The organism is Paractinoplanes atraurantiacus, from assembly GCF_900215205.1.
GTDB classification, from domain to species: domain Bacteria; phylum Actinomycetota; class Actinomycetes; order Mycobacteriales; family Micromonosporaceae; genus Actinoplanes; species Actinoplanes atraurantiacus.
The window spans coordinates 16,771-38,176 of the sequence record NZ_OBDY01000004.1; the positions used below are offsets into that span (position 1 = coordinate 16,771).

At 70.7% G+C, this 21,406-nt stretch carries 20 protein-coding genes; 4 read left to right on the forward strand and 16 right to left on the reverse strand.

What is annotated here, in order from left to right; all coding sequences use genetic code 11:
• Positions 1-36 precede the first annotated feature (36 nt).
• The 4 genes from CRP55_RS11955 to CRP55_RS52060 all read right to left on the reverse strand — a co-directional run bounded on the left by CRP55_RS11955 (position 37) and on the right by CRP55_RS52060 (position 5,192).
• On the reverse strand, positions 37-1,359 hold the full coding sequence (locus CRP55_RS11955) for a hypothetical protein (protein ID WP_143234568.1): 1,323 nt from the start codon (positions 1,357-1,359) through the stop codon (positions 37-39).
• An 88-nt stretch (positions 1,360-1,447) separates the two neighbouring features.
• Positions 1,448-2,308 (reverse strand): deoxyribonuclease IV, encoded by an 861-nt coding sequence (locus CRP55_RS11960; RefSeq protein ID WP_179855135.1) that lies wholly within the window; start codon positions 2,306-2,308, stop codon positions 1,448-1,450.
• On the reverse strand, positions 2,299-4,269 hold the full coding sequence (locus tag CRP55_RS11965; protein WP_097319939.1) for a Stk1 family PASTA domain-containing Ser/Thr kinase: 1,971 nt from the start codon (positions 4,267-4,269) through the stop codon (positions 2,299-2,301). The genes CRP55_RS11960 and CRP55_RS11965 overlap by 10 nt, the downstream gene beginning before the upstream one ends.
• A gap of 113 nt (positions 4,270-4,382) precedes the next feature.
• Positions 4,383-5,192 carry a hypothetical protein gene (locus CRP55_RS52060; protein WP_143234570.1) on the reverse strand — a complete coding sequence of 270 codons (810 nt, stop codon included), beginning with the start codon at positions 5,190-5,192 and terminating at the stop codon, positions 4,383-4,385.
• 36 nt (positions 5,193-5,228) lie between these two features.
• Between CRP55_RS52060 and CRP55_RS11975 the strand changes: the two genes are divergently transcribed.
• Positions 5,229-5,579: an Rv2175c family DNA-binding protein gene (locus tag CRP55_RS11975; RefSeq protein ID WP_097319941.1), complete on the forward strand. Its 351-nt coding sequence runs from the start codon at positions 5,229-5,231 to the stop codon at positions 5,577-5,579.
• Positions 5,580-5,711: 132 nt separating this feature from the next.
• Here CRP55_RS11975 and CRP55_RS11980 read toward each other — a convergent pair whose 3' ends face one another.
• Together CRP55_RS11980 and metF are read right to left on the reverse strand one after the other, a co-directional pair.
• Positions 5,712-6,356, reverse strand: coding sequence for a CDP-alcohol phosphatidyltransferase family protein (locus CRP55_RS11980; protein WP_097319942.1), 645 nt, complete (start codon positions 6,354-6,356; stop codon positions 5,712-5,714).
• A gap of 2 nt (positions 6,357-6,358) precedes the next feature.
• A complete protein-coding gene (metF, locus tag CRP55_RS11985; RefSeq protein WP_097319943.1) occupies positions 6,359-7,276 on the reverse strand; it encodes a methylenetetrahydrofolate reductase [NAD(P)H] in 918 nt (305 codons plus the stop codon).
• Between the two features lie 50 nt (positions 7,277-7,326).
• On the opposite strand from metF, the gene CRP55_RS11990 reads away from it, so the two are divergent.
• The gene (locus tag CRP55_RS11990; protein WP_097319944.1) at positions 7,327-8,391 is read left to right on the forward strand and encodes a polyprenyl synthetase family protein; all 1,065 of its coding nucleotides are present in this window, start codon (positions 7,327-7,329) and stop codon (positions 8,389-8,391) included.
• Between the two features lie 100 nt (positions 8,392-8,491).
• Here the strand turns inward: CRP55_RS11990 and CRP55_RS11995 are convergent, their stop codons facing one another.
• Positions 8,492-10,129 (reverse strand): acyltransferase family protein, encoded by a 1,638-nt coding sequence (locus CRP55_RS11995; RefSeq protein ID WP_097319945.1) that lies wholly within the window; start codon positions 10,127-10,129, stop codon positions 8,492-8,494.
• A 131-nt stretch (positions 10,130-10,260) separates the two neighbouring features.
• Positions 10,261-11,148, reverse strand: coding sequence for a LysR family transcriptional regulator (locus CRP55_RS12000; RefSeq protein ID WP_097319946.1), 888 nt, complete (start codon positions 11,146-11,148; stop codon positions 10,261-10,263).
• A 71-nt stretch (positions 11,149-11,219) separates the two neighbouring features.
• On the opposite strand from CRP55_RS12000, the gene CRP55_RS12005 reads away from it, so the two are divergent.
• A complete protein-coding gene (locus tag CRP55_RS12005) occupies positions 11,220-11,915 on the forward strand; it encodes a CTP synthase C-terminal region-related (seleno)protein (protein WP_097320323.1) in 696 nt (231 codons plus the stop codon).
• Here CRP55_RS12005 and CRP55_RS12010 read toward each other — a convergent pair.
• From CRP55_RS12010 to CRP55_RS12030, 5 genes are all read right to left on the reverse strand, one after another.
• On the reverse strand, positions 11,900-13,426 hold the full coding sequence (locus CRP55_RS12010) for a GGDEF domain-containing protein (protein ID WP_101536182.1): 1,527 nt from the start codon (positions 13,424-13,426) through the stop codon (positions 11,900-11,902). The two genes, CRP55_RS12005 and CRP55_RS12010, sit on opposite strands and share 16 nt — an antisense overlap.
• A gap of 46 nt (positions 13,427-13,472) precedes the next feature.
• Positions 13,473-13,940, reverse strand: a complete 468-nt coding sequence (locus CRP55_RS12015) for a hypothetical protein (RefSeq protein ID WP_097319948.1) — start codon at positions 13,938-13,940, stop codon at positions 13,473-13,475.
• Positions 13,941-13,983: 43 nt separating this feature from the next.
• Positions 13,984-15,006 (reverse strand): threonine aldolase family protein, encoded by a 1,023-nt coding sequence (locus tag CRP55_RS12020; protein WP_097319949.1) that lies wholly within the window; start codon positions 15,004-15,006, stop codon positions 13,984-13,986.
• Positions 14,999-16,405, reverse strand: coding sequence for a class II 3-deoxy-7-phosphoheptulonate synthase (locus CRP55_RS12025; protein ID WP_097319950.1), 1,407 nt, complete (start codon positions 16,403-16,405; stop codon positions 14,999-15,001). The genes CRP55_RS12020 and CRP55_RS12025 overlap by 8 nt, the downstream gene beginning before the upstream one ends.
• A gap of 73 nt (positions 16,406-16,478) precedes the next feature.
• Entirely contained in the window at positions 16,479-17,957 is a 1,479-nt protein-coding gene (locus CRP55_RS12030) for a glycosyl hydrolase family 18 protein (protein ID WP_097319951.1), read from the reverse strand.
• Positions 17,958-18,176: 219 nt separating this feature from the next.
• On the opposite strand from CRP55_RS12030, the gene CRP55_RS12035 reads away from it, so the two are divergent.
• The gene (locus tag CRP55_RS12035; protein ID WP_097319952.1) at positions 18,177-18,854 is read left to right on the forward strand and encodes a DUF429 domain-containing protein; all 678 of its coding nucleotides are present in this window, start codon (positions 18,177-18,179) and stop codon (positions 18,852-18,854) included.
• Here the strand turns inward: CRP55_RS12035 and proC are convergent.
• The 3 genes from proC to CRP55_RS12050 form a co-directional block, all read right to left on the reverse strand.
• Positions 18,851-19,666, reverse strand: a complete 816-nt coding sequence (gene proC, locus CRP55_RS12040; protein ID WP_097319953.1) for a pyrroline-5-carboxylate reductase — start codon at positions 19,664-19,666, stop codon at positions 18,851-18,853. The genes CRP55_RS12035 and proC overlap by 4 nt on opposite strands.
• A gap of 58 nt (positions 19,667-19,724) precedes the next feature.
• Entirely contained in the window at positions 19,725-20,753 is a 1,029-nt protein-coding gene (locus tag CRP55_RS12045; RefSeq protein WP_097319954.1) for a 6-phosphofructokinase, read from the reverse strand.
• A 145-nt stretch (positions 20,754-20,898) separates the two neighbouring features.
• Positions 20,899-21,396, reverse strand: a complete 498-nt coding sequence (locus CRP55_RS12050) for a pyridoxamine 5'-phosphate oxidase family protein (RefSeq protein ID WP_097319955.1) — start codon at positions 21,394-21,396, stop codon at positions 20,899-20,901.
• Positions 21,397-21,406: the final 10 nt, after the last annotated feature.

A 21,406-nucleotide genomic window follows, 5' to 3' on the forward strand; every position in this document is an offset into this window, starting at 1 on the left:
CGGACAACCGAATATGACGGGTGAAGTATCAAAGGGCTATCGCCCAAAGGATCGCGTAGCCAGTTGGGGTGTCACCAGCCTCGCCGTCAACCCGAGGAAAGCCGCGCCGACGGTCAGCAGCGGAGGCTGAATGCCATACCCGAGTCGTAACCGGTTCACGACCTGCTCGGGCCAGCCCCACTCCGCCAGCTTGTCCGGCAACTCGGGCTGAAGGACTCCGACGAGAATGAAAGCGACGGCGACCACGGCGGTCAGAAGGATGGCCGCCGATCGTCCCAGCCGGTGCCATTGTCCCGAGGAGCGCGCCGGATCAGACTCATCGTCGGGAAAAGCCGTCCGATCTCCGGCCAGGAACGCGCTGAGCAGGTTCCTCATGTTCCTGGTGTAGTCGCATTTGTCTCCCACACCCAGCAGGATGGGGAGCTGTTTGGCATAGATCGCCGCCGCCACCGTTCGGCCCCATTCATGCGCGGCGTTGTCGGCGTTCAGGTGACCCGTGCGCATGCGGTTCGGCCAGTCGAACTTGTACTCGGTCGCGACTTCCTCCAGGGCGCGGATCCGCTCTCGGCGGTCCTTCTCCAGCCAGGCGCCCAGATCCGATCCCAGATCGTCCAGGGAGTCGATATATTCCGCCAGCCCGACCACGAAACGTCCGTCCGGGTGGCGATTCCTGAGATGCCGAGCCGACAGCGAAAAGACGAGCAGAGCGACGGTGTGCATGATGACCACGCCGGCAAACGCATACACCACCCACGAGCCGAACATCACCGCGGCATGCACAGGATCGGGAAACGACATCCATCGCGTCGCGCCGTAAGTCAGGAACACCAGGACCACCGCGGACGCGAGGATGGCGGCCTCGCTACCGAGCACGGCGGCAAACGCACGCTGATAGCGCAAACCTCGGCGTCGCGCCTCCCAGGTCGAGATCACTGCGGTGATGAGTAACTGAGCGACGGCGAATATGACGAACGCCGCGATGCACGCCACCAAGCCACTCAGCAGGTTGGCGAGATATTGGACCGGCAGCCACCATCGAGACTCCGGGGAGACGTAGAACGCCGGCACCGTCAACGTGATCACTATGATCAGAAGGGCGAAGGCGTTCGCGAGCATCTTCTCGAACATGGTGAACGCCGAGCGCCGGCGGGCACGTGATCGCAGCCCTCTTATGACATCCCGATGAACCAGCCGGCGCGACCCGCTGCCCTTCCATTGCGGAATCGTCAGCAAAACCCTGAACGCGGATACGCTGTCGGCTACGAATCGCCGATAGACGTAGACCGAGTATCTGCGCCTCCAAGCGCGCGGGTCGAATCCCAGATCCGGATAAACCGGTCTGCTGACTGCGGCCTCCATGACCAACACCTCCGGCGACTGACGCTTTCCGCCGAGTGTGGGTTCGTCGCCTCAAGAGCGGTATCGGCTCGGCGACAAGCGCCGGTGGTCAGCCGCGGAGGGATTTCAGCAGGGCGATGTCGGCCGCGTGGCCCTCGTGGGCGACCGATGGGGTCTCGACGATGACCGGGACGTTCTCGGTGGCGGGGTGAGCCATCAGCTCGGCGAAGGCGGCCGTGCCGATGCGGCCGGCGCCGATCGTCTCGTGGCGGTCGCGGGTGGAACCGCACTCGTCCTTCGAGTCGTTCGCGTGGATCAGCTGGAGGCGCTCGCGGCCGACCGTGGCCACCAGCGCCTCCAGGGTCTCGGTCATGCCGCCGGGGGTGGCCAGGTCGTGGCCGGCCGCCCAGGCGTGGCAGGTGTCGAAGCAGACGCCCAGCCACTCGTGCCGGTCGACCGCGTCGAGGTAGCGGCCCAGGTCCTGCACCTTCGAGGCGAGGCTGCGGCCGCCGCCCGCGCTCGGCTCGACCAGCAGGCGCGGCAGGCCCTGCGCCGCGGCCTTGTCGAGCAGCGGCATCAGGGCCTCGCGGAGCTGGTGGAACGCCTTGTCGTCGTGGGCCTCGTCGACCGAGCTGCCGGCGTGGAAGACCACGGCGGTCGCCCCGATCGCCTGGCCACGCTCCAGGGCGTGCGCGAGCACATCCACCGAGCGCTCGACCGTCAACTCGGTCGGCGAGCCCAGGTTCACGAGCAGAGAGGCGTGGATGTACGCGGGGACGCCGCGCTCGCCACAGCCGTCGCGGAACAGGGTGTCCTGCTTCGGGTCGCCGGACGGGAGAGCCCAGCCGCGCGAGTTGGAGACGTACACCTGGAGGGTCTCGGACCCCGCGGCGTCGACATACGGGAGGGCGGCCTTGGCCAGCCCTCCCGACGTCTTGGTGTGTGAACCGATACGGCGGTTTAGAAGCACTGGATCCTTACTTCGCTGCCCGGCGCCACCTGCGTGTTGCCGCCCGGCTGCTGACTGCGGACGAAGGCGTCGGCGTTGAAGTCGATATGGACGTTGAGGCCCATGCCCTTCAGTGTCGCCTCGGCCTGCCGGCAGGGCTGGTTGGTGAGGTCGGGCACGGTCACCAGCGGCGGGCCCTTGCTCACGTCGAGGGTGACCACGTCGTCGCGGGCCACGCCGGTGCCCGGCTTGGGCGTCTGCGCGATCACCGTGTCGGCCGGCTGGTCGCTGTCCTTGTAGCGCTCCTGCGCCTGCAGGCCCAGGCCGGCCAGCTCGTTGCGGACGTCGTTGATGTTCTTGCCGACGAGGTCGGGCACCTGGATCGGCGCCTTGCCGTCGCTGGTCACCACGGTGACCGTGTCGCCGCGCTTGAGCTCGGTGCCGGTCTTGGGGTCGGACGAGATGACAGCACCCTCGGGGATGGTGTCGCTGTACTGGTGACCGCCCTTTTTGATCTTCAGGCCGAGCTGCTCGAGCTGGCCCTGGGCGGCGGTCAGCTCCAGGCCGGCCAGGTCGGGCACGCCGAAGCGCTCCTTGCCCAGCGACAGGGTCAGCGTCAGGGCGCCGCCCCGGACGATCCGCTCACCGGCGGCCGGGTCCTGGTTGACGACCGTGTCCTTCGGGACGGTCTCGTTGAACTGCCCCTCGGCGTAGAACAGCTCGAAGCCGTTCTGGTCGGCGTACAACTCGGCCTGGGCCTTCGTCATGTTGACCATGGCCGGCGCGTCGCTGTAGCGGCCCAGGAAGACCCACCACGTGCTGCCGACGACGACGAGCACCATGACGGCGATGGCCGCCGACAGGAAGATCTTGCGCCGGTCGGGACCGCTCTTCTGCGAGCGCGAGCGGGGAACGCGGCCGGCCGTGTATTCCTGGCCGCGCGGCGGCGGGCCGCCGGGGCCGCCCGGACCGCTCGGCCCGTTCTGCCCGGGCAGTCGGGCCCACGGGGGCCGGTCGGCCACGGCGGGCACCACGGTCGTGGCGTCGGCCATGGCGCCGCGCGAGGCGGGCACCTGGCGCAGCAGCGCGGTCTCGACGTTGGCCGCGCCGAGGTCGTCGCGGACCGTCTGCACCTCGGCCAGCAGCGCGCCGGCGTCGGTCGGGCGGGCGCCCGGATCGCGCCGGGTGGCCCGGGCGGTCAGGTCGTCGAGCACCGAGGGCAGGCCCTTGACCACGCTCGACGGCGCGGGCACGTCGTTGTCGACATGCTCCCAGGCGACCGCGACCGGGTCGTCGCCGTCGAACGGCACCCGCCCGGTGAGCATCTCGAAGAGCACGATGCCGGCCGAGTAGACGTCGGTGCGCGCGTCGGCGTGCCCATCGGTGACCAGCTCGGGCGCGACATAGGCGACCGTGGCCATGAGCTGGCCGGAGTCGTCGGCCGTGCTCGCCTCGACGGCACGGGCCAGGCCGAAGTCGGCCACCTTGACGACGCTGTCGACGAGGTTGCCGACACCGCCGCTCGGCGCCTCGGCGACCAGCACGTTCTCCGGCTTCACGTCGCGATGCACGAGGCCCGCCCGGTGGGCGGCGGCGATCGCGGCGAGCATCTGCTCGAGGATCGCCAGCGCCTCCACCGGGTTGAGCCGGCGCCGCTGCGTGAGCAGGTCGCGAAGGGTGCGGCCCTGCACGTACTCCATGACCAGATAGGGCAGGCCCTGGTGGCGGCCCTGGTCGTACACGGCGACGATGTTGGGGTGGGTGAGCCGGGCGATCGTCTTGGCCTCGTCGGTGAACCGGTCCACGAAGTGGACGTTGGTCGCCTGCGACGGGTGAATGATCTTCAGAGCGACGGTGCGCTCGAGTCGTTCGTCGGTGGCCGTGTAGACGGTCGCCATGCCACCACGGGCCACGCGACCGGTGATCCGGTAGCGGCCGTCAATCGTCGTGCCGATCAACGTGTCGGCGACTGTGGTGTCCATCGGCGTGAAGTGTATGTGTCTTTCGTGTGGGGGCGGTCCAGGATGTCATAGCTGAGTCCAAACGGGTACGCGCGTGGACTCCAACCGAGACATTCACCCCGACAAAAACGGATTTAGTGGTTATGACGCCGGTGGCGGCGGCCCTGCCAACTAGGGCTGGGCTCGACCGATTCGTCCGGAGTGGCGCTTGTCTCACTGGGCGAGGGCTCGGTGCTGGTCGATGCCGACGGAGTGGGCGACGGCGACAAGGTCGGAGCGGCCGGCGTGGGCACCGGTGGCTGCTCACAGTGACATTCCGTCTTCGTCGGCTTTACCGGCCTCGACGGACTTGTCGGATTTGTCACGGGAAGCGAACCGGCACCAGGAGCGAGCGTCGGGGCCGCCGCCAGGCCGCCACCGGTGCCGAGGCCTGGGCCGGGGCCGGCACCAGAACCGAGGCCGCGGCCGTCGGTGAGGCCGGATCCGTTGCCGAGGCTGGTGCCGTCAGCCCCGATGGCGGTCGGCGGCACGACCACACCCCCGGCCGCGACCGGCGCCTGCGCGACACGCGGTCCCGCCGCCTTGGGCGAAGACGCCGCGGCCGGCCCCGCCCCCGCCCGAGCCGCGGCCACAGTGTCGGCCGCCGCCGGCCGCTCGGAGATCAGCGACCCCAGCCCGTTCACGACACCCAGATAGGCCCCCGCCGCCCCGACCACCGTCAGCGTCCCGAACGCGGTCACCGCCAGCGCCCGCCGGGGCCGCCGGTGCGGCGCCGGACGCGCCTCACTTTCCAAAGACGGCGGCACCATGCCGAACGTGCTCATACCCGTGGACGTCACGTCGGGCCCGCCCGCCGGCGGCTCGGCGGGCGCCCGGCCCATGTCGTAGCGCAGCGAACGCCACGCCCCGGCCATCTCCGTACGGGTCCTGCGCAGCAGGCTCATGGGGTTGTCTCTCCGCTCTTCTGGCACGCTGTAGGAGTGAGCGATTCCGTAACCGCCGGACCGACCGAGTGGATCAACCTGCCGGACGTGTCCGCGAAGCTCGATGTGTCGATCAGCAAGGTGCACCAGATGATCCGCGACGGGCATTTGCTCGCGGTGCGCCGCGACAACGTCCGCGTGGTCCCCGCCGATCTCGTTGCCAACGCCACCGTGCTCAAGCACCTCCCCGGCGTACTGACCTTGCTGCGCGACGCCGGGTATAACGACGAAGAGGCCTTGCGGTGGCTCTACCAGCCCGACGACACCCTGGACGGCTGTGCCGCGAAGGCCTTGGGCGGCGACCGCGCCCGCGAGGTGAAGCGCCGCGCCCAGGCCGTGGGTTTCTAGGACGCAGAGGTACGCATCCGAGGGCGCACGACCGCAGAAGCACAGCCCCCGCTCCGTCGCGGGGCCGGCCTTACTGCGGCGTGCGCTGAGTCACGCCCGCCAAGCCCTGTGCCGTCCCGGCCTCGAGGCGGCTCAGCCGGCCAGAGCGCGCCGGACCGCCGCGGCCAGCTGGACGGCGCCCACCACGGCCAGCAGCAGCCAGACGCCGGTGGCCACGGTGGCCACGACCGGCAGGGCCGCCGCGCCGACCAGACCGAAGATCGCTACCAGGACGCGGGTGGGGCGTTCGGCGACCGTCACGGCGCCGATCTCGGACATCCCCGCGGCTGAGGCCCTCGCCCGGGCGTACTCGTGCAGCCAGCTCAGGGCGCCCGCCGCCACGACCAGCGCGCCGGGGGCGCCGGCCAGCCAGAAGGCGGTCAGCCAGGCCGCCTCGCCCAGGCGGTCGGCGACCGAGTCGTAGACGTAGCCGAGCTTGGTCGTACGGCCGCTGATCACGGCGACCGCGCCGTCCATGCTGTCGGCCAGGGCGGCCAGCAGCGCCAGGGCGGCCGCCAGGATCAGCACGGGACGGCCCAGCCACGCGGCGGCCGGCACCAGCAGGCACAGGACCAACCCGGCGGTGGTCACGGCCATCGGCCCGATGCGGCGGCGGGTCAGCCAGGAGCCGCAGGTGTACGCGAGGCGCACCCACCCTCGTACGAGAAAAGAGGCCCGTCGCGGATCGAAGCCGCCGTGCAAGCCGGACCAGGTGGCGGCGTAATCGTCCCAGAGCACGCTCAGACGGCCGCGACCGTAGGGGCGAGCAACTGCCAGACCTCGCGGGTCGCGGTGGAACGGTTGAGGGTGATGAAGTGGATGCCGGGCACGCCCTCGGCCAGCAGGCGGGCGCACATCTCGGCGCACACCTCGACCCCGAGGGCGCGGACGGCGGCCTCGTCGTGGGCGACCCTCTCGAAGCGGGCCAGCAGGGCCGGCGGGAACGGGGCGCCGGACAGCTGCGAGGAACGCTCGATCGTCGCCATCCGGGTCACCGGCATGACACCGGGGACGATCGGGACGGCGCAACCGGCCGCGGTCACCCGGTCACGCAGGCGCAGATAGTCGTCGGCCTCGAAGAACATTTGGGTGATCGCGAAGTCGGCGCCGGCCCGGCACTTGCGGACGAAGTGGGCGGTGTCGGTGTCGACGTCGTCCGAGCGGGGGTGCTTGTACGGGAACGCGGCCACCCCGACGTTGAAGTCGCCGGACTCCTTGACCAGCCGGACCAGGTCCTCCGCGTAGAGCACACCCTCGGGATGCCGCACCCACTCGCCCATCGGGTCGCCGGGCGGGTCGCCGCGCACGGCGAGCACGTTGCGGACACCGGCGCCGGCCAGCCGGCCGATGACGTTGCGGAGCTCGGCCACCGAATGGTTCACCGCGGTCAGATGCGCCATCGGCAGCAGCGTCGTCTCGGTGGCCACCCGCTCGGTGACGGCGACGGTCGTGTCGCGGGTGGTGCCGCCCGCCCCGTACGTGATGGAGACGAAGTCGGGCCTCAAAGGCTCGAGCTCACGGATGGCGCGCCACAACAGGCGCTCGCCCTCGGCGGTCTTGGGCGGGAAGAACTCGAACGAGAAGGTGGGCTCGGGCCCGGCGATCAGGTCACCGATCGCGGGGGTGCCGGGCAGGCGCGAGGGCAGTCCGAGAGCCACACGTCGACTCTACCGTCAGCAGCCCGCTGAGCTTGGGCTAGCGTCACGGGGTGCTTGTCACCGATGCCTCCGACCTACGTGCCCGCGTCGACAAGGCGCTGGGCGCGTTCCTTGCCGCGCAGCGCGACCGCCTGACGACGATCGACCCGGCCCTGGCCGACGTGTCGGCCGCGCTCGAGGACTTCGTGCTCGGCGGCGGCAAGAGGCTGCGCCCGGCGTTCGCCTACTGGGGTTACCGGGGCGCGGGCGGGGCCGACTCCGACCAGATCGTGGCCGCGGTCTCGGCGCTCGAGCTGGTGCAGGCCAGCGCCCTCATCCACGACGACCTGATGGACCGCTCGGACACCCGGCGCGGCGAGCCGTCGGTGCACCGCCGCTTCGAGCGCCTGCACACGTCGGCCGGCTGGCGGGGCGGCTCGGCGGCGTTCGGCGACAGCGCGGCCGTGCTCCTGGGTGACCTGGCCCTGGTCTGGTCGGACGAGATGCTGCAGAGCTCCGGGGCCGGCGTGGCCGAGATCACCCGGGCCCGCCCGATCTTCGACGAGATGCGCACTGAGGTCACGGTCGGCCAGTATTTGGACGTGCTCACCCAGGCCACGGCGGACACGTCGGTGGAGCGGGCCGGAAAGGTGGCCCGCTTCAAGTCGGCGAAATACACGGTCGAGCGCCCGCTGCTGCTCGGAGCCTCCCTGGCGGGCGCGGGCGAGGACGTGTTCGCGGCCTATACGGCGTTCGGCCTGCCGCTGGGCGAGGCGTTCCAGTTCCGCGACGACGTGCTGGGCGTCTTCGGCGACCCGGCACAGACCGGAAAGCCGGCCGGCGACGACCTGCGCGAGGGCAAGCGCACCTACCTGGTGGCCGCGGCCTTCGCGGGCCTGGGCGAGAAGGAACAGGCCGAGCTCGACGAGGGCCTGGGCAACCAGGGCCTCGACGACGCCGGCGTGCGGCGCCTGCGCGATCTGATCCGCGACTCGGGCGCCCTGGCCGCCACCGAGAAGCGCATCGACGAGCTCATGACGGCTTCGCTGGCCGCCCTCGACGCGGCCCCGCTCGACAACGAGGCCCGCCAGGTCCTGCACCGCCTGGCCGACGCCGCCACCCGCCGCACGGTCTGACCGCCCGCCTTGTCCGCGGCGGGACTCCCGGGAGGCCTGCGCCGGGCTGCGCGAAGCGCGGAGGCGCGCCGGCATCGTTCGAGCCGTGCGACGGCGAGTCTCAGCGGCCGGGAAGTCCGAAATCGGCGCTGTGACGGTGGCCGAACGGGCCGCCCGCGTCCTGGTAGCGGTCTTCGGCCGGGTGGGCGCGGCGGCCCTGCCAGTCGTGGCCGTCGCCGTCTGGCTGCTGCTGGCCGTGGCGGGCGCCGTACAGCTGGCCGCGGCGGTCCGGCGCGCTCGGGCCGGCTGAGCTTCGGAGGTCCGGCGCGCTCTGGGCGGCCGGGCTTCGGAGGGCCGGCGCGCTCTGGCCGGTGGGGCCGGAGCGGCGGAGGCGGGCCGCGGCCGATGAGAGCCACGTGCCGGGCACCGGGGTCGGCTCCGGCTGCTGGGTCCAGGGGGCCGCGCGCAGCGGCTCTTCCATGCCGAAGACGGCGTCGACGCGTTTCTGGGCGCGCCGGCCGAGTTTCTGACCCGGCTGCTCGACGAAGCGGTAGGCGAACGAGCTGAGGGCGAGGGTGCCGGCGATGAAGGCGCTTCCCACGACAATCCACCCGAACGCCGAGTCGATCACCTCGTCCGGTGTGATGTGCAGGACGACGTTCATCACCGCGATGTGGGTCAGGTAGACCGAGAAGCTGATCGCGCCGAGCCAGGTCAGCACGGCCGGCATGGGCTTGCCGCGCAGCGCGAAGGCCAGACCGAAGCTGCCCGCCACGGCGATCGAGACGAGGGTCCAGCGGACCAGCTCGGTGCGCTGGCCGGTGTGCAGCCAGTTGGTGAGCACGCAGCAGACGAAGACGGTGCTCAGGGCCGCGATGGCCGCCCGGCGGCCGGTCTGCCCGTGCTGAAGCCGGTAGATGACCGTGCCCGCGAACATCACCGACAGCATGAGCACGGCCTGCCAGGACGAGGTGGCGACGACCGTCTTGGTGGCGTGTCCGTTGACCATCGGCAGCAGGACGAGGCCGATCCCGGCCGCCCCGGCGGCCAGCACGAGGACGCGGCGGCCCTGGAAATAGGCGTACAGGCTGGCCGCGAGCACCAGGACCAGCAGCGCGGCCAGGGCCCGCCGGTGGGCGAAGGCCGCACCCAGCAGCCCGTCGGGCAGCCGGGTGCCGGCCACGATCGCGAGCACCGCGAGGCCGGCCGCCCACCAGGCGCTGAGCCGGTGCAGGCCCCAGACGAAGAGCCCGGCCACGATCAGGTAGAAGGCCATCTCGAAGGAGAGGGTCCAGAACGGTGTGATCAGGCCGCCGATGCCGACGAAGTCCTGGAGCATCGTGACCTGGCCGAGGACCGCGGTGATGGTCTCGGCGCCCATGGTCTTGTTGAGCGGCATGAAGCCGAGGGCCATGAAGAGCCCGACCGTGACGATGGCGAACAGATAGGTCGGGTAGATCCGGAACAGCCGCCCGATCCAGAACTTGCGCAGGGAGCCGTGCCGCTCCAGGGACATCGGGATGACGTAGCCGCTCACCAGGAAGAAGAGCAGAACCCCGTACTTGCCGAAGTCGAAGTAGCTGTAGATCTGGAGGTGCCGCTCACGCCCGAGCACGAAGGGGCTCAGGTGGAACAGGGCCACGGTGGCCGCGGCGAAGCCGCGAAGCGCGTCGAGCCAGGCCATGCGCTGCCCCTTGGGGGCGCTGACCGGTGCGCTGGCGGGTGCGGCGCCGACCGGCGCACTCAAGATCTCAGACATGGCTCCGCGCACGATAATGGCGGCGCGGAGATCTCCCCACCCCGGTTCAACGTCGATACGTAGCCGTCCTATAGCGCTCCGCTATTCACCCTGTTCATTTGCTGTGCGCGCCGGCGCCGCTGTTGAAAAGATCACTGCGATTCGTTACCGGCGTTTAACATGGCGGCCAGGCGAGCGGCCGGCTCACCCCCTGTGAGCTGCTCCGGAATGCGCAGAAGCTCTATCCGGTGCACGAGCCGGGGCACGGCGATCGGCACCGCGGCCAGACCCGGGTGGGCCGCCACCGCCGGCTCGGGCAGGACCGCCAGTCCGTGCCCGGCGGCGATCAGCCCGGTCAGCACGGTCACGTCGGCGCCGTCGTACCGCAGCCCCGGCCGGAGCCCGTCGACCGGCAGGCGGCCGAACGGCGCTACGTCCGGCGCGTCGATCCAATAGGCGTCGGCCAGATCGCTCAGCTCCACCGCCCGGCGGCGCGCGACCGGATGGTCGACCGGGACGGCCACCACGGCCGGACTCTCGGTGACGCCGGCCGCCCGGGCAGCGCCGGCGTCGGGCAGCCGCAGCGGGTCGCTGGGCGCGGTGAAACCGTCGGCCAGGCCCAGGTCGGCCTCGCCGGTGGCGACGCTCGCGACGACCTGGTCACGGCCGGCGATCCGGAGCCGGGCGGAGAGACGGGCCGATTCGGTACGCAGCCGGGCCAGCGCCCCGGCCAGCTCCGGGTGCCAGGCCAGGGGTGTGAGGGCGACGATCAGCCGGCCCGGTGGGGCGATCACCCTCGTCACGTCGGCGCGGGCGGCCTCCAGGCGTACGAGAAGAAGCGAAGCGTGATGTCGCAACCTCTTCCCCGCCGGGGTGAGAGTGACCGGGCGCCTGGTCAGCAATGGGGTGCGCAAGTCGGCCTCGAGGGCGGCTATCTGCTGCGAGACCGCCGACTGGGTGTAGCGGAGCCGGTCGGCGGCCGCGCTGAACGAGCCGGTGTCGGCGACGGCCAGGAACGTGCGCAGCAGGTGGGGGTCCACATCAGGGATGCTAATGCCAGCGTCAGCAGACATCGTTGGACCTGATGCTCCGGCGGGCCGAGGATGAGTGCATGATTGCGATTGCCCTGGTGGGAGACCGGTCGCCGGCCGTGCGGGCGCACTCCCGGATTCCGAGGATCATCGACGCGCTGCGGGAGCGGGAGCAGGTCGATCTCGACGTGTACTGGGTGCCCACGCCGGAGGCGGTCGATCCGGCCGTGCTCCGGGGGTACGCGGGGATCTGGCTGACGCCCGGCAGCCCGTACCGCAGCGAAGCCGGCGCCGTCACCGCGGCCCGGACCGCCCGCGAGGAGGGCATTCCGTTCCTGGGCACGTGCGGCGGATTCCAGCACGCCATGCTCGAGTTCGCGCGCGACGTCTGCGCGATGCCCGGCGCCCGGCACGCGGAGAACGGTCACGACGGGGACGAGGCCCTGATCGCCGAGCTGTCCTGCTCGCTGGCCGGGCACGAGGGCGCGGTCGACCTGACGCCGGGCTCACTGATCGAGTCGCTGCTGGGCGGCGCCCGGACGATCGAGCGCTACCACTGCTCTTACGGCATCGCGCCGGGCTACATCGAGGTGCTGCGCGAGCACGGCATGCGCTTCACCGGCGCCGACGACAACGGCGACGTCCGGGTGGCCGAGCTTCCCGGCCACCCGTTCTACCTGGCCACGCTCTTTCAGCCGGAGCTGGCGGGCGACGGCTCCGATCCCCACCCGGTGATCCGCGGATTCACGAGGGCGGCGGCTCAGGCCACGACCTGATCACGGCCGTTCTCCTTGGCCGCGTACAGGTGGGCGTCGGCCCGGGCCAGCGCCGTCCGGGCGTCGTCGCCGGGGCGCAGCGCGGTCAGGCCGATGCTGGTGGTGACCCGCAGGCCGGCCGCGATCCCGGACCAGTCGTAGGCGGCCACCGCCGCCCGCACCTGCTCGCAGATGGTCAGCGCCCGCGCGGGATCGAGCGACAGGAAGAGCACGAACTCCTCGCCGCCGTGCCGGGCCGCGTGGCCGTGCGGCTCGACGATGGCTCGCAGCATGTCGCCGACGCGGCGCAGCACGCTGTCGCCGGCCTCGTGCGAGAAGGTGTCGTTCACCCGCTTGAAGTGGTCGAGGTCGAGGATGGCCACGCTCATCGGGGACACGCCGGCGGCCAGCGCCGCGGCCAGGTGCTCGTCGGAGCGGCGCCGGTTCCACAGGCCGGTCAGCGCGTCCCGTTCGGCCAGCTCGCGGAAACGCTCCCGGTCGCGGCGGGCCTCGTCGATCGCGAAGCGGGCCTGGGTGACCGAGGCCAGGGCCTCGCTCTGCTCGGTGCGGCGCACCGTCCACGCCTGGTGGAACTCGACCATCTCGCGGTACGCGCTCTCGAAGTTGCCGAGGTCGGCGTGGCAGGTGGCCAGCAGCTGCAGGGCGATCGCGTCCATCTCGGGCACGTCGTCGCGCCGGGTCAGCTCGCGGCAGCGCTCGAGCAGGGCCAGCGCCCCCGGCACGTCGCCCTCGGCCCGCTTGATCTCGGCGAACGTGATCAGGCAGGCCGGCACGGCGTCGACGTCGGTGGACGGCGCGTGGGCCAGCGCGTCCTCGAGGATCCGGGTGGCAAGGCTGATCTGCCCGTCGGCCATCAGGACCCGGGCCACGGTGTCGGCGCAGGAGGTGTTCAGCGGGTGCCCGGAGCGGGCGCTGTGCTCCTGCATCTGCCGGGCCAGCCGCCGCGCGGTCGGCTGGTCGTTCTCCCGGAAGCAGGACCAGGCCCAGTTGTTGAGGTTGGCGGTGATCAGGTCGGGGTGGCCGAGCCGGTCGGCCAGCCGCTGGGCGACCCGGTACTCCTCGTGCGAGACCCGGCCCAGCCGCTGGTCGTTGACCTGGGCGGCCAGGATGACGGCGTGGTCGACCCGCAGGCCGAGCGGGTCGTCCTCGGTGAGCAGCCGGTCCGCCTCGTAGGCGTGCTTGACCGCCTCGGCGTTGTCGCCGAGCCGCCACAGACCACCGGCGATGACCGCGTGCGCCTTGGCCACCACGAGCCGGTCGCCGGCGGCGCTCAGCTCGGCGTGCGCGGCCTTGATGCCCTGGTTCTGCCGCCCACCGCGGTTGTCCACGTCGGCCACGACCAGCCGGGCCAGCGCCGCGTACTGCCGGTCGCCGGCCGCGAGAGCCCGCTGTTCCAGGGCCCGGGCCCGGTCGGCGAGGCCGGCGTGACTCGCGTAGACCGCACCGACCAGCGCGGTCAGCTCCTCCTCGAACCCGTTCCGGGCCGGGAGGCGTACGGCGGCTTCACGCATGCCCCACCTTCGGCGGCGCGACCGCGAGCTTGAGCTTTTCCCGGGGTCAGCGCAGGAAACCGAGGGCGTCGGCGTAATAGAGCGAGCCTTCGAGGTGGAAGGCGATCTGCCGCGGCGACCAGGCATCGCCGTCACGGCGGTCCAGGGCGGCCGGGCCGGCGGCCCGCAGGCGCAGCTCGTAGAGCTGGGCCAGCCGGCTCAGGCGGCTGCGGGCCTCGTCGAGATCCTCGGCGGTGAACGGGGCCAGGTCGGCGGCCGTGGTGATCGCCGAGGCGTGCCAGTGGTCGGGAATCGTGGGCACGCCGGCCAGGCGCGCCTCGATCTCCGCCAGGTGGTCGATCAGATGGTCGGTGATCCGCCGGACCGCCTTGTGCGGCGTGTAGACGCGGTCGTCCACCGGACGGGGGACGCCATCCCACGCGGGCCAGGTGGCGGCCCGCGCGAGACACGCTTCGATCATCGTGGTGACCACGTCCGCCGGGTGGCGGCCGTCGGTCTCAGGGGTGTCGGTCATGGCCCCATGAGACCGTGCCGATCGTTCGGCGCCGGCCGAACGGTCAGTGCGACAGGATGTCGCTCAGCACCTCGATGGCCCGGTCGACGCCGGCGTCGTCGACGTCCAGGTGGGTGATCACCCGGGCGATCTTCGGGAGCATCGGGGCGATCAGGACGTCCCGCTCGGCGGCGCGGGCGGCCAGGGTGGGCGCGTCCAGCGAGGACTTCGACAGATCGAGAAGGACCAGGTTCGTCCGTACGCGGGACGGGTCGACCACGCCGAGCGGGGCCAGCGCCTCGGCGAGGCGCTTGGCGCGGGCATGGTCGTCGGTCAGGCGCTCGATGTGGTTGTCGAGGGCGTAGCGGCCGGCCGCGGCGAGGATGCCGACCTGGCGCATGCCGCCGCCCATCCGCTTGCGGATGACCCGGGCCTGGGCGATGCGTTCGCGGCTGCCCACGATCAGCGAGCCGACCGGAGCGCCGAGGCCCTTGGAGAGGCAGACCGACAAAGTGTCAAAAAGCACGCCGTAGTCCGACAGGGCAATCCCGTCGGCCACGTGAGCGTGCCAGATCCGAGCACCGTCACAGTGCAGACCGACACCCGATTTATCCGACAAATCCCTCAGTGCGCGCAAAGTCGCCAGAGGGACGGTCGTACCCCCGCCCAGGTTGTGCGTCTGCTCGACAGCGATCGCCCGCGTCGGCACGGACGGGTAACCCACCGGACGGATCATGTCAGCGATCTGATCAACGTCGAGGTCGGCACCGACCGACGGCCACGTACGGGTCGAGATGCCACCGATGGCGGCCGCCGCTCCCACCTCGTACGTGACGACATGCGCGTCCGCACCGGCCAGCAGCTCGCCGCCCGGCGGCACGTGCAGCTGAAGCGCGATCTGGTTGGCCATCGACCCGCTCGGCGCGAACAGCGCCGCCTCATGACCGAACAGCGAGGCCACGTACGCCTCGAGGCTGTTGACCGTGGGGTCGTCGCCGAAGACGTCGTCGCCGACCTCGGCGTACGCCATGACCTCCCGCATCTCGCGAGTGGGCCGGGTGACGGTGTCGGAACGTAGATCAACCACGAAGCATCTCCGCTACGAGGAACGCGAGCTCGAGGCTCTGCTGAGTGTTGAGGCGGGGGTCGCAGGCGGTCTCGTAGCGGTCCGGCAGATCGAGGTCCTCGATGCCCTGGGCGCCGCCCAGGCACTCGGTGACGTCCTCGCCGGTCAACTCGATGTGGATGCCGCCCGGATGGGTGCTCAGGCCGCGGTGGACCTCGAAGTAGCCGAGCACCTCGTCGACGATCCGGTCGAAGTGCCGGGTCTTGTAGCCGTTCGACGACTCGTGCGTGTTGCCGTGCATCGGGTCGCACTGCCAGACGACCTTGGCACCGGCCGCGGTGACCTTCTCGACGATCGGCGGCAGCGCGTCGCGGACCTTGCCGTTGCCCATCCGGCTGATCAGCGTGAGCCGGCCCGGGATGTTCTCCGGGTTGAGCTTCTCGCACAGCTCCAGCGCGGTCTCGGGCGAGGTGCCCGGGCCGAGCTTGACGCCGATCGGGTTGGCGATCCGGCTGATGAAGTCGATGTGCGCGTGGTCGAGCTGGCGGGTCCGCTCGCCGACCCAGAGGAAATGACCGCTGAGGCCGTACGCCCGCCCGTCGCTCACCCGGGTCAGCGCGCGGTCGTACTCGAGCGCCAGCGCCTCGTGCGAGCAGTACAGGCTGACCGTGCGCAGGGCCTCGTTGTCGGTCATGCCGCAGGCCCGGATGAAGTCGAGGGCCCGGTCGATCTCACGGGCGATCGCCTCGTACCGCTCCCCCGCCGGCGACGCCCGGACGAAGTCCTTGTTCCAGTCGTGCAGGCCGTGCAGGTCGGCCAGCCCGCCGGCCAGGTAGGCCCGGAGCATGTTCATCGCGGCGGCCGAGTTGGCGTACGCCCGGATCATCCGCTGCGGGTCGGCCCGGCGCGCGGCCTCGTTCGCGTCCAGCGAGTTGATCAGGTCGCCGCGGTAGGCGGGCAGGCCGAGCGAGTCGGTGGCCGACGAGCGGGGCTTGGTGTACTGCCCGGCGACCCGCGCGACCTTGACGACCGGCATGGACGCGCCGTACGTGAGCACGACCGCCATCTGCAGCAGCGTGCGGGCGTTGGCCAGCAGGTGGCTCTCGGTGTTGTCGGCGAACGTCTCGGCGCAGTCGCCACCCTGAAGCAGGAAGGCGCGGCCCTCGCAGACCTCGGCCAGCTTGACCCGCAGCTGGTCGACCTCGTACGGGGCGACGATCGACGGGACGACGTCGAGCACCTCGCAGACGGAGGCGACCTCGGCCGGGTCGTCCCACGGCGGCACCTGCACGCGGGGCAGGCCGCGCCAGACGTCGAGGCCGAGGGCCTCGTCCTCGGCGGAGTCGGTCGAGGGGCGGGAGGTCTGCAGAGCGGGGTTGCCGACCCCCGGGTACGAAAGCTGATGCCACTCACGGCGCATGACGGAAAGCCTACGAGTGAGGGGCACCGACCTTGCGGCCGGTGCCCCTCTTCTCACCTGAGGAGATGAGCGCTTACAGGTTGTTCTTGATGGCCGAGATCAGCTCACCGTTCGTCGTGTCGCCCGAGAACTCCCAGAAGAACGCACCGGCGAGACCCTGGTTCTTCGCGTAGGTCATCTTCCCGGCGATGGTCGACGGGGTGTCGTAGCTCCACCAGTTGCTGCCGCACTTCGCGTACGAGGTTCCGGCCACCGTGCCGGTGGGCGGGCAGCTGTTCTTGAGGACCTTGTAGTCCTCGATGCCGGCCTCGTAGGTGCCCGGGGCGGCGCCGGTCGCCGTACCACCCGGTGCGGCCTGGGTGACGCCCGTCCAGCCGCGGCCGTAGAAGCCGATGCCGAGCAGGATCTTGTTGGCCGGCACGCCCTTGCTCTTCAGCTTCTGGATCGCCGCGTCCGAGTAGAAACCGGCCTGCGGGATGCCGGTGTACGAGGTGAGCGGCGAGTGCGGAGCGGTCGGGCCCTGCGCGGCGAAGGCGCCGAAGTAGTCGTAGGTCATCGGGAAGACCAGGTTCAGCTTCGCGATGCCCGACGCGTAGTCGGCCACGTCCAGCTTGCCGCCGTTCGAGCCGTCCGCCGTGATCGCCGAGGTGATCAGGAAGTTCGAGCCGAACTTGTTCCGCAGCGCGGTGATGACGTTGTTGTACGCCGCCGGTCCGCTCGCGTCGCAGCTCAGGCCGCAGGCGTTCGGGTACTCCCAGTCGATGTCGATGCCGTCGAAGACGTCGGCCCAGCGGGAGTCCTTGACCAGGTTGTAGCAGGAGTTGGCGAACGCGGTCGGGTTCGCCGCGGCCTGGGTGAAGCCACCGGACCAGGTCCAGCCGCCGAACGACCAGATGATCTTGATGTTCGGGTACTGCTTCTTGAGCTTGCGCAGCTGGTTGAACGAGCCGCGGAGCGCTCCGGCGTCCCACGTGTCGGCTACGCCGTCGACGCTGTTGGCCGCGGTGTACGCCATGTCGTAGTCGGCGTAGGAGTCACCGATCGTGCACTGGCCGCCGGTGGTGTTGCCGAACGCGTACAGGATGTGCGACAGCTTCGCCGCCGAACCCGAGGTGACGAGGTTCTTGACGAAGTACTGGCGCTGGTAGACGCCCCACTGCGCGAAGTAGCCGACGACGTTCTTGCCGCTCGTGCCCGGGGGCGTGGTGGTGGGCGGCGTCGTCGGAGGCGTCGTGGGCGGGGTGGTGGGAGGCGTGGTCGGCGGGGTGGTGGGTGGCGTGGTCGGGGGTGTGGTGCCGCCACAGACGCCGTTGTCGATCCAGACGTCCCACTGTCCGCTGTGCGTGGCGGGCGACTCGTTCTGCGTCCACCACTTGGCGGTGTAGTTGTGTCCGCTCTGCGAAGCGACGTTGTCCTTGACGTATGTGGCGGTGGAGGACCAGGCGGGGGCACAGGCCGCAGCGGCCGACGCCATGGTGGCCGGGACCGTGGCGGTCGCCGCGACCACCACGATCGCCGACACCAGGGTGGCGCGACGGAGGGATTTCTGCACTTCTGACTCCTCGTCGAACGATTAGGAAACTTTCCTGAAAGTTCAGTGAAGGAGACGGTAGTCACAGATATTCACAGTCGTCAAGACAAGGTGAAGGGATTACGCAAAGGCTTAACTTTGCGGAGCGGACCGCTACGGGGTGCACATCCACGGATACAACGCGTAGTCTTCCGTCATGACCATCTTCGACGTCGTAGCCACCGAGCCCGCGCGCCGCCGATGACCGTCCGAGTTATCGGCGTCGATGCCTACGCTCTCGGCTGGGTCGGGGTCGAGCTCCGCGACGGCGCCTTCGGGCGGGCCGTCCTGGCCTCCACCCTGTACGAGATAGTCGCCGGCAGCTCCGGCGCGTCGGTGATCGGTGTGGACATCCCGCTCGGCATGCTCCCCGACACCTGGCGCGCGGCCGACACCCTCGCCGCCGACCAGCTCGGGCCCCGCCGCGGCAGCGTCTTCCGCGTGCCGCCCCGCGCCGTCTGGCAGGAGTCCGACTTCGCCGCGGCCAACCGGCTCTGCCGGGAGCTGACCGGGGCCGGGCTCAGCCGGCAGTCCTGGGCCCTGCGGCCCAAACTGCTCGAGGCCAACGCGATCTGGGAACGCCACCCGGGCCTGCTCTTCGAGGCGCACCCCGAGGTCTCGTTCCGCACGATGGCGGGCGAGCCCCTGCAGTACGCCAAGAAGACCTGGACCGGTCAGGCCCGCCGCCGTGAGCTGCTCGCCCGCAACGGGATCGTGCTGCCCGACGGGATCGGCCCGGCCGGGCAGGCCCCGCCGGACGACATCCTGGACGCGGCCGCCGTCGCCTGGTCGGCCCACCGGATGGCGACCGGGACGGCCCTGAGCCACCCGTCGCCGCCCGAGGAGAACAACGGCTCCAAGATCGCGATCTGGTACTAACTCGACATCTCGGTGGCGATCGCGCGGGCGCGGTCGCGGGCGGCCTCGAGCGCGGTCAGGAACGCGGCGCGCACGCCGTGGACCTCGAGCTCGCGGATGGCCGAGATGGTCGTGCCGGCCGGCGAGGTGACCGCCTCGCGCAGCTTGACCGGGTGCTCGCCCGAATCGCGGAGCATGGTGGCCGAGCCGATGGCGGTCTGCACGACCAGCTCGTGCGCCACCTGGCGGGGCAGGCCGAGCAGGATGCCGGCGTCGATCATCGCCTCGACCAGCAGGTAGAAATAGGCCGGGCCGGAGCCGGACAGCGCGGTCACCGCGTCCTGCTGCGACTCGGGGACCCGCAGCGTGCGGCCGAGCGGGCGGAAGATCTCCTCGACGACGGTCAGGTGCTCGACCGTCGCGTACGGGCCCGGGGAGATCACGGTCATCGCCTGGTCGACCAGGGCCGGCGTGTTGGTCATGACCCGCACGATCGGGATGCCACCGGGCAGGCGATCGGCGAAGAAGCTCGTCGGCAGGCCCGCGCAGAGCGAGACGACCAGCGTCTCCGGCGGCACCTTGGAGCCGAAGTCGTCCAGCAGCTTGCCCGCGTCCTGCGGCTTCACCGCGACCAGCAGCACGTCGGCCTGGGTCACCGCGGTCAGGTTGAGCACCGGGCGGATGCCGTACCGGTCGGCCAGCTCCGACGCCCGCTCCGGGCGGCGGGTCGTGGCCAGCAGCTGCTGGGCCGGCCAGCCCGAGCGCAGCAGTCCGGACAGGACCAGCTCGCCGAGCTTGCCCGCGCCGATCACGGCCACCGTCTGCTTCGTCATACCCGCCCCTTGAAAGAAAGAGGGCGGCCTCGCGGCCGCCCTCTGACAAAGCCGTAGCTCAGCTGCCGAAGAAGACCTCGGCCTCTTCGTACCGCGACAGCGGAACGGTCTTCAGCTCGCCGGTGCCCTCGATCAGCGGCACGCGGATGATGTCGGTGCCCCGCAGCGCCATCATCTTACCGAAGTCGCCCTCGTGGACGGCGTCGATCGCCTGCAGGCCGAAGCGGGTCGCGAGCACCCGGTCGAACGCCGTCGGGGTGCCGCCGCGCTGGATGTGACCGAGGACGACCGTACGGGCCTCCTTGCCGGTCTTCTCCTCCAGCTGCTCGGCCAGCCACTGGCCGATGCCGCCGAGGCGGACGTGGCCGAACGAGTCGAGCTCCTTGCTCTGCAGCGACATCTGGCCGTCGAGCGGCTGCGCGCCCTCGGAGACGACCACGATCGGCGCGTACTCGACCTCGAAGCGCTTGGTCACGTACGTCGCGACCTGCTCGACGTCGAACGGGCGCTCGGGCAGCAGGATCACGTTGGCGCCACCGGCCAGGCCGGCGTGCAGGGCGATCCAGCCGGCGTGCCGGCCCATGACCTCGACGACCAGCGTGCGGTGGTGCGACTCGGCCGTGGTGTGCAGCCGGTCGATCGCCTCCATCGCGATGTTGACCGCGGTGTCGAAGCCGAAGGTGAAGTCGGTGGCGTTGAGGTCGTTGTCGATCGTCTTGGGCACGCCGACGACGTTGACGCCGAGGTCGTTGAGCTTGGTGGCGACGCCGAGGGTGTCCTCGCCGCCGATCGCCACCAGGGCGTCGACGCCCTGCTCGGCCAGGTTCGCCTTGATCTTCTCGACGCCACCCTCGATCTTGAAGGGGTTGGTGCGCGAGGAGCCCAGGATGGTGCCGCCGCGCGGCAGGATGCCGCGGACCTCGGCGATGCCGAGCGGCTTCGTCAGGCCCTCGAGCGGGCCCTTCCAGCCGTCGCGGAACCCGACGAACTCGTGACCGTAAGCGGCGACGCCCTTGCGGACCACCGCCCGGATCACCGCGTTGAGACCGGGGCAGTCGCCGCCGCCGGTGAGCACGCCGATACGCATGATTGCTCGTCCTCCCTGATTTCAGGTGCGAGTTGCACAGGCCCGTCGAGCCCCAGGGAGCGAGTGATCGGCAGCGTTGCCGGGCCCGGGGCGGGCCGCAAGCCGAACTTTAGCGGTCCGGCTCACACCGCCCCGAAGCGCCCCGCTACAGCCTGACGGTTTCGTTCTCCCCCGCGTCCGGGGTCTTTCCGGTTACGGCCGCCTTGGCGTAGCCGAGCAGAGTGACGACCTTCGAACTGTGCGCCGCGGCCCAGTACTCGGCGCTCTCCGCATGCACCTTGACCAGCGTAAGCTCCGGCGTCTCGAGTCCGTCCGGGAACCAGGCTTTGAGCGCCGGATTCCACAGCTCGCGGGCCTTGTCCGGATCGTCCGTCCGCACCGCGGAGCCCGACACGGAGATCCAATTGTTCTGCTTCTGGTCACTGAAAGCGACGTTGACCTGCGGGTGCAGGCCGATCTGCTCGACCAGGTCGGACGTCGAATAGGTGAAGAACCAGAGGTCGCCGTCGAACTCGACGTCCTGCAGGGCCATGGGCCGGCTCACGTGCTTGCCGTCGGCGGTCATCGTGGTCAGCATGCAGATGCGGGCGTCCGCGATCATCTGCTTGACCTTGTCGCGCTGCTCCTGCTCGGTGTTCGTCATGGCACGGCAG

Bases quoted from the DNA above. Each gene is read 5' to 3' on its own strand.
- CRP55_RS11955 (WP_143234568.1), bottom strand. From the start codon at position 1,359: ATGGAGGCCGCAGTCAGCAGACCGGTTTATCCGGATCTGGGATTCGAC.
- CRP55_RS11965 (WP_097319939.1), bottom strand. From the start codon at position 4,269: ATGGACACCACAGTCGCCGACACGTTGATCGGCACGACGATTGACGGC.
- CRP55_RS52060 (WP_143234570.1), bottom strand. From the start codon at position 5,192: ATGAGCCTGCTGCGCAGGACCCGTACGGAGATGGCCGGGGCGTGGCGT.
- CRP55_RS11995 (WP_097319945.1), bottom strand. From the start codon at position 10,129: ATGTCTGAGATCTTGAGTGCGCCGGTCGGCGCCGCACCCGCCAGCGCA.
- CRP55_RS12005 (WP_097320323.1), top strand. From the start codon at position 11,220: ATGATTGCGATTGCCCTGGTGGGAGACCGGTCGCCGGCCGTGCGGGCG.
- CRP55_RS12010 (WP_101536182.1), bottom strand. From the start codon at position 13,426: ATGCGTGAAGCCGCCGTACGCCTCCCGGCCCGGAACGGGTTCGAGGAG.
- CRP55_RS12015 (WP_097319948.1), bottom strand. From the start codon at position 13,940: ATGACCGACACCCCTGAGACCGACGGCCGCCACCCGGCGGACGTGGTC.
- CRP55_RS12025 (WP_097319950.1), bottom strand. From the start codon at position 16,405: ATGCGCCGTGAGTGGCATCAGCTTTCGTACCCGGGGGTCGGCAACCCC.
- CRP55_RS12035 (WP_097319952.1), top strand. From the start codon at position 18,177: ATGACCGTCCGAGTTATCGGCGTCGATGCCTACGCTCTCGGCTGGGTC.
- proC (WP_097319953.1), bottom strand. From the start codon at position 19,666: ATGACGAAGCAGACGGTGGCCGTGATCGGCGCGGGCAAGCTCGGCGAG.
- CRP55_RS12045 (WP_097319954.1), bottom strand. From the start codon at position 20,753: ATGCGTATCGGCGTGCTCACCGGCGGCGGCGACTGCCCCGGTCTCAAC.
- CRP55_RS12050 (WP_097319955.1), bottom strand. From the start codon at position 21,396: ATGACGAACACCGAGCAGGAGCAGCGCGACAAGGTCAAGCAGATGATC.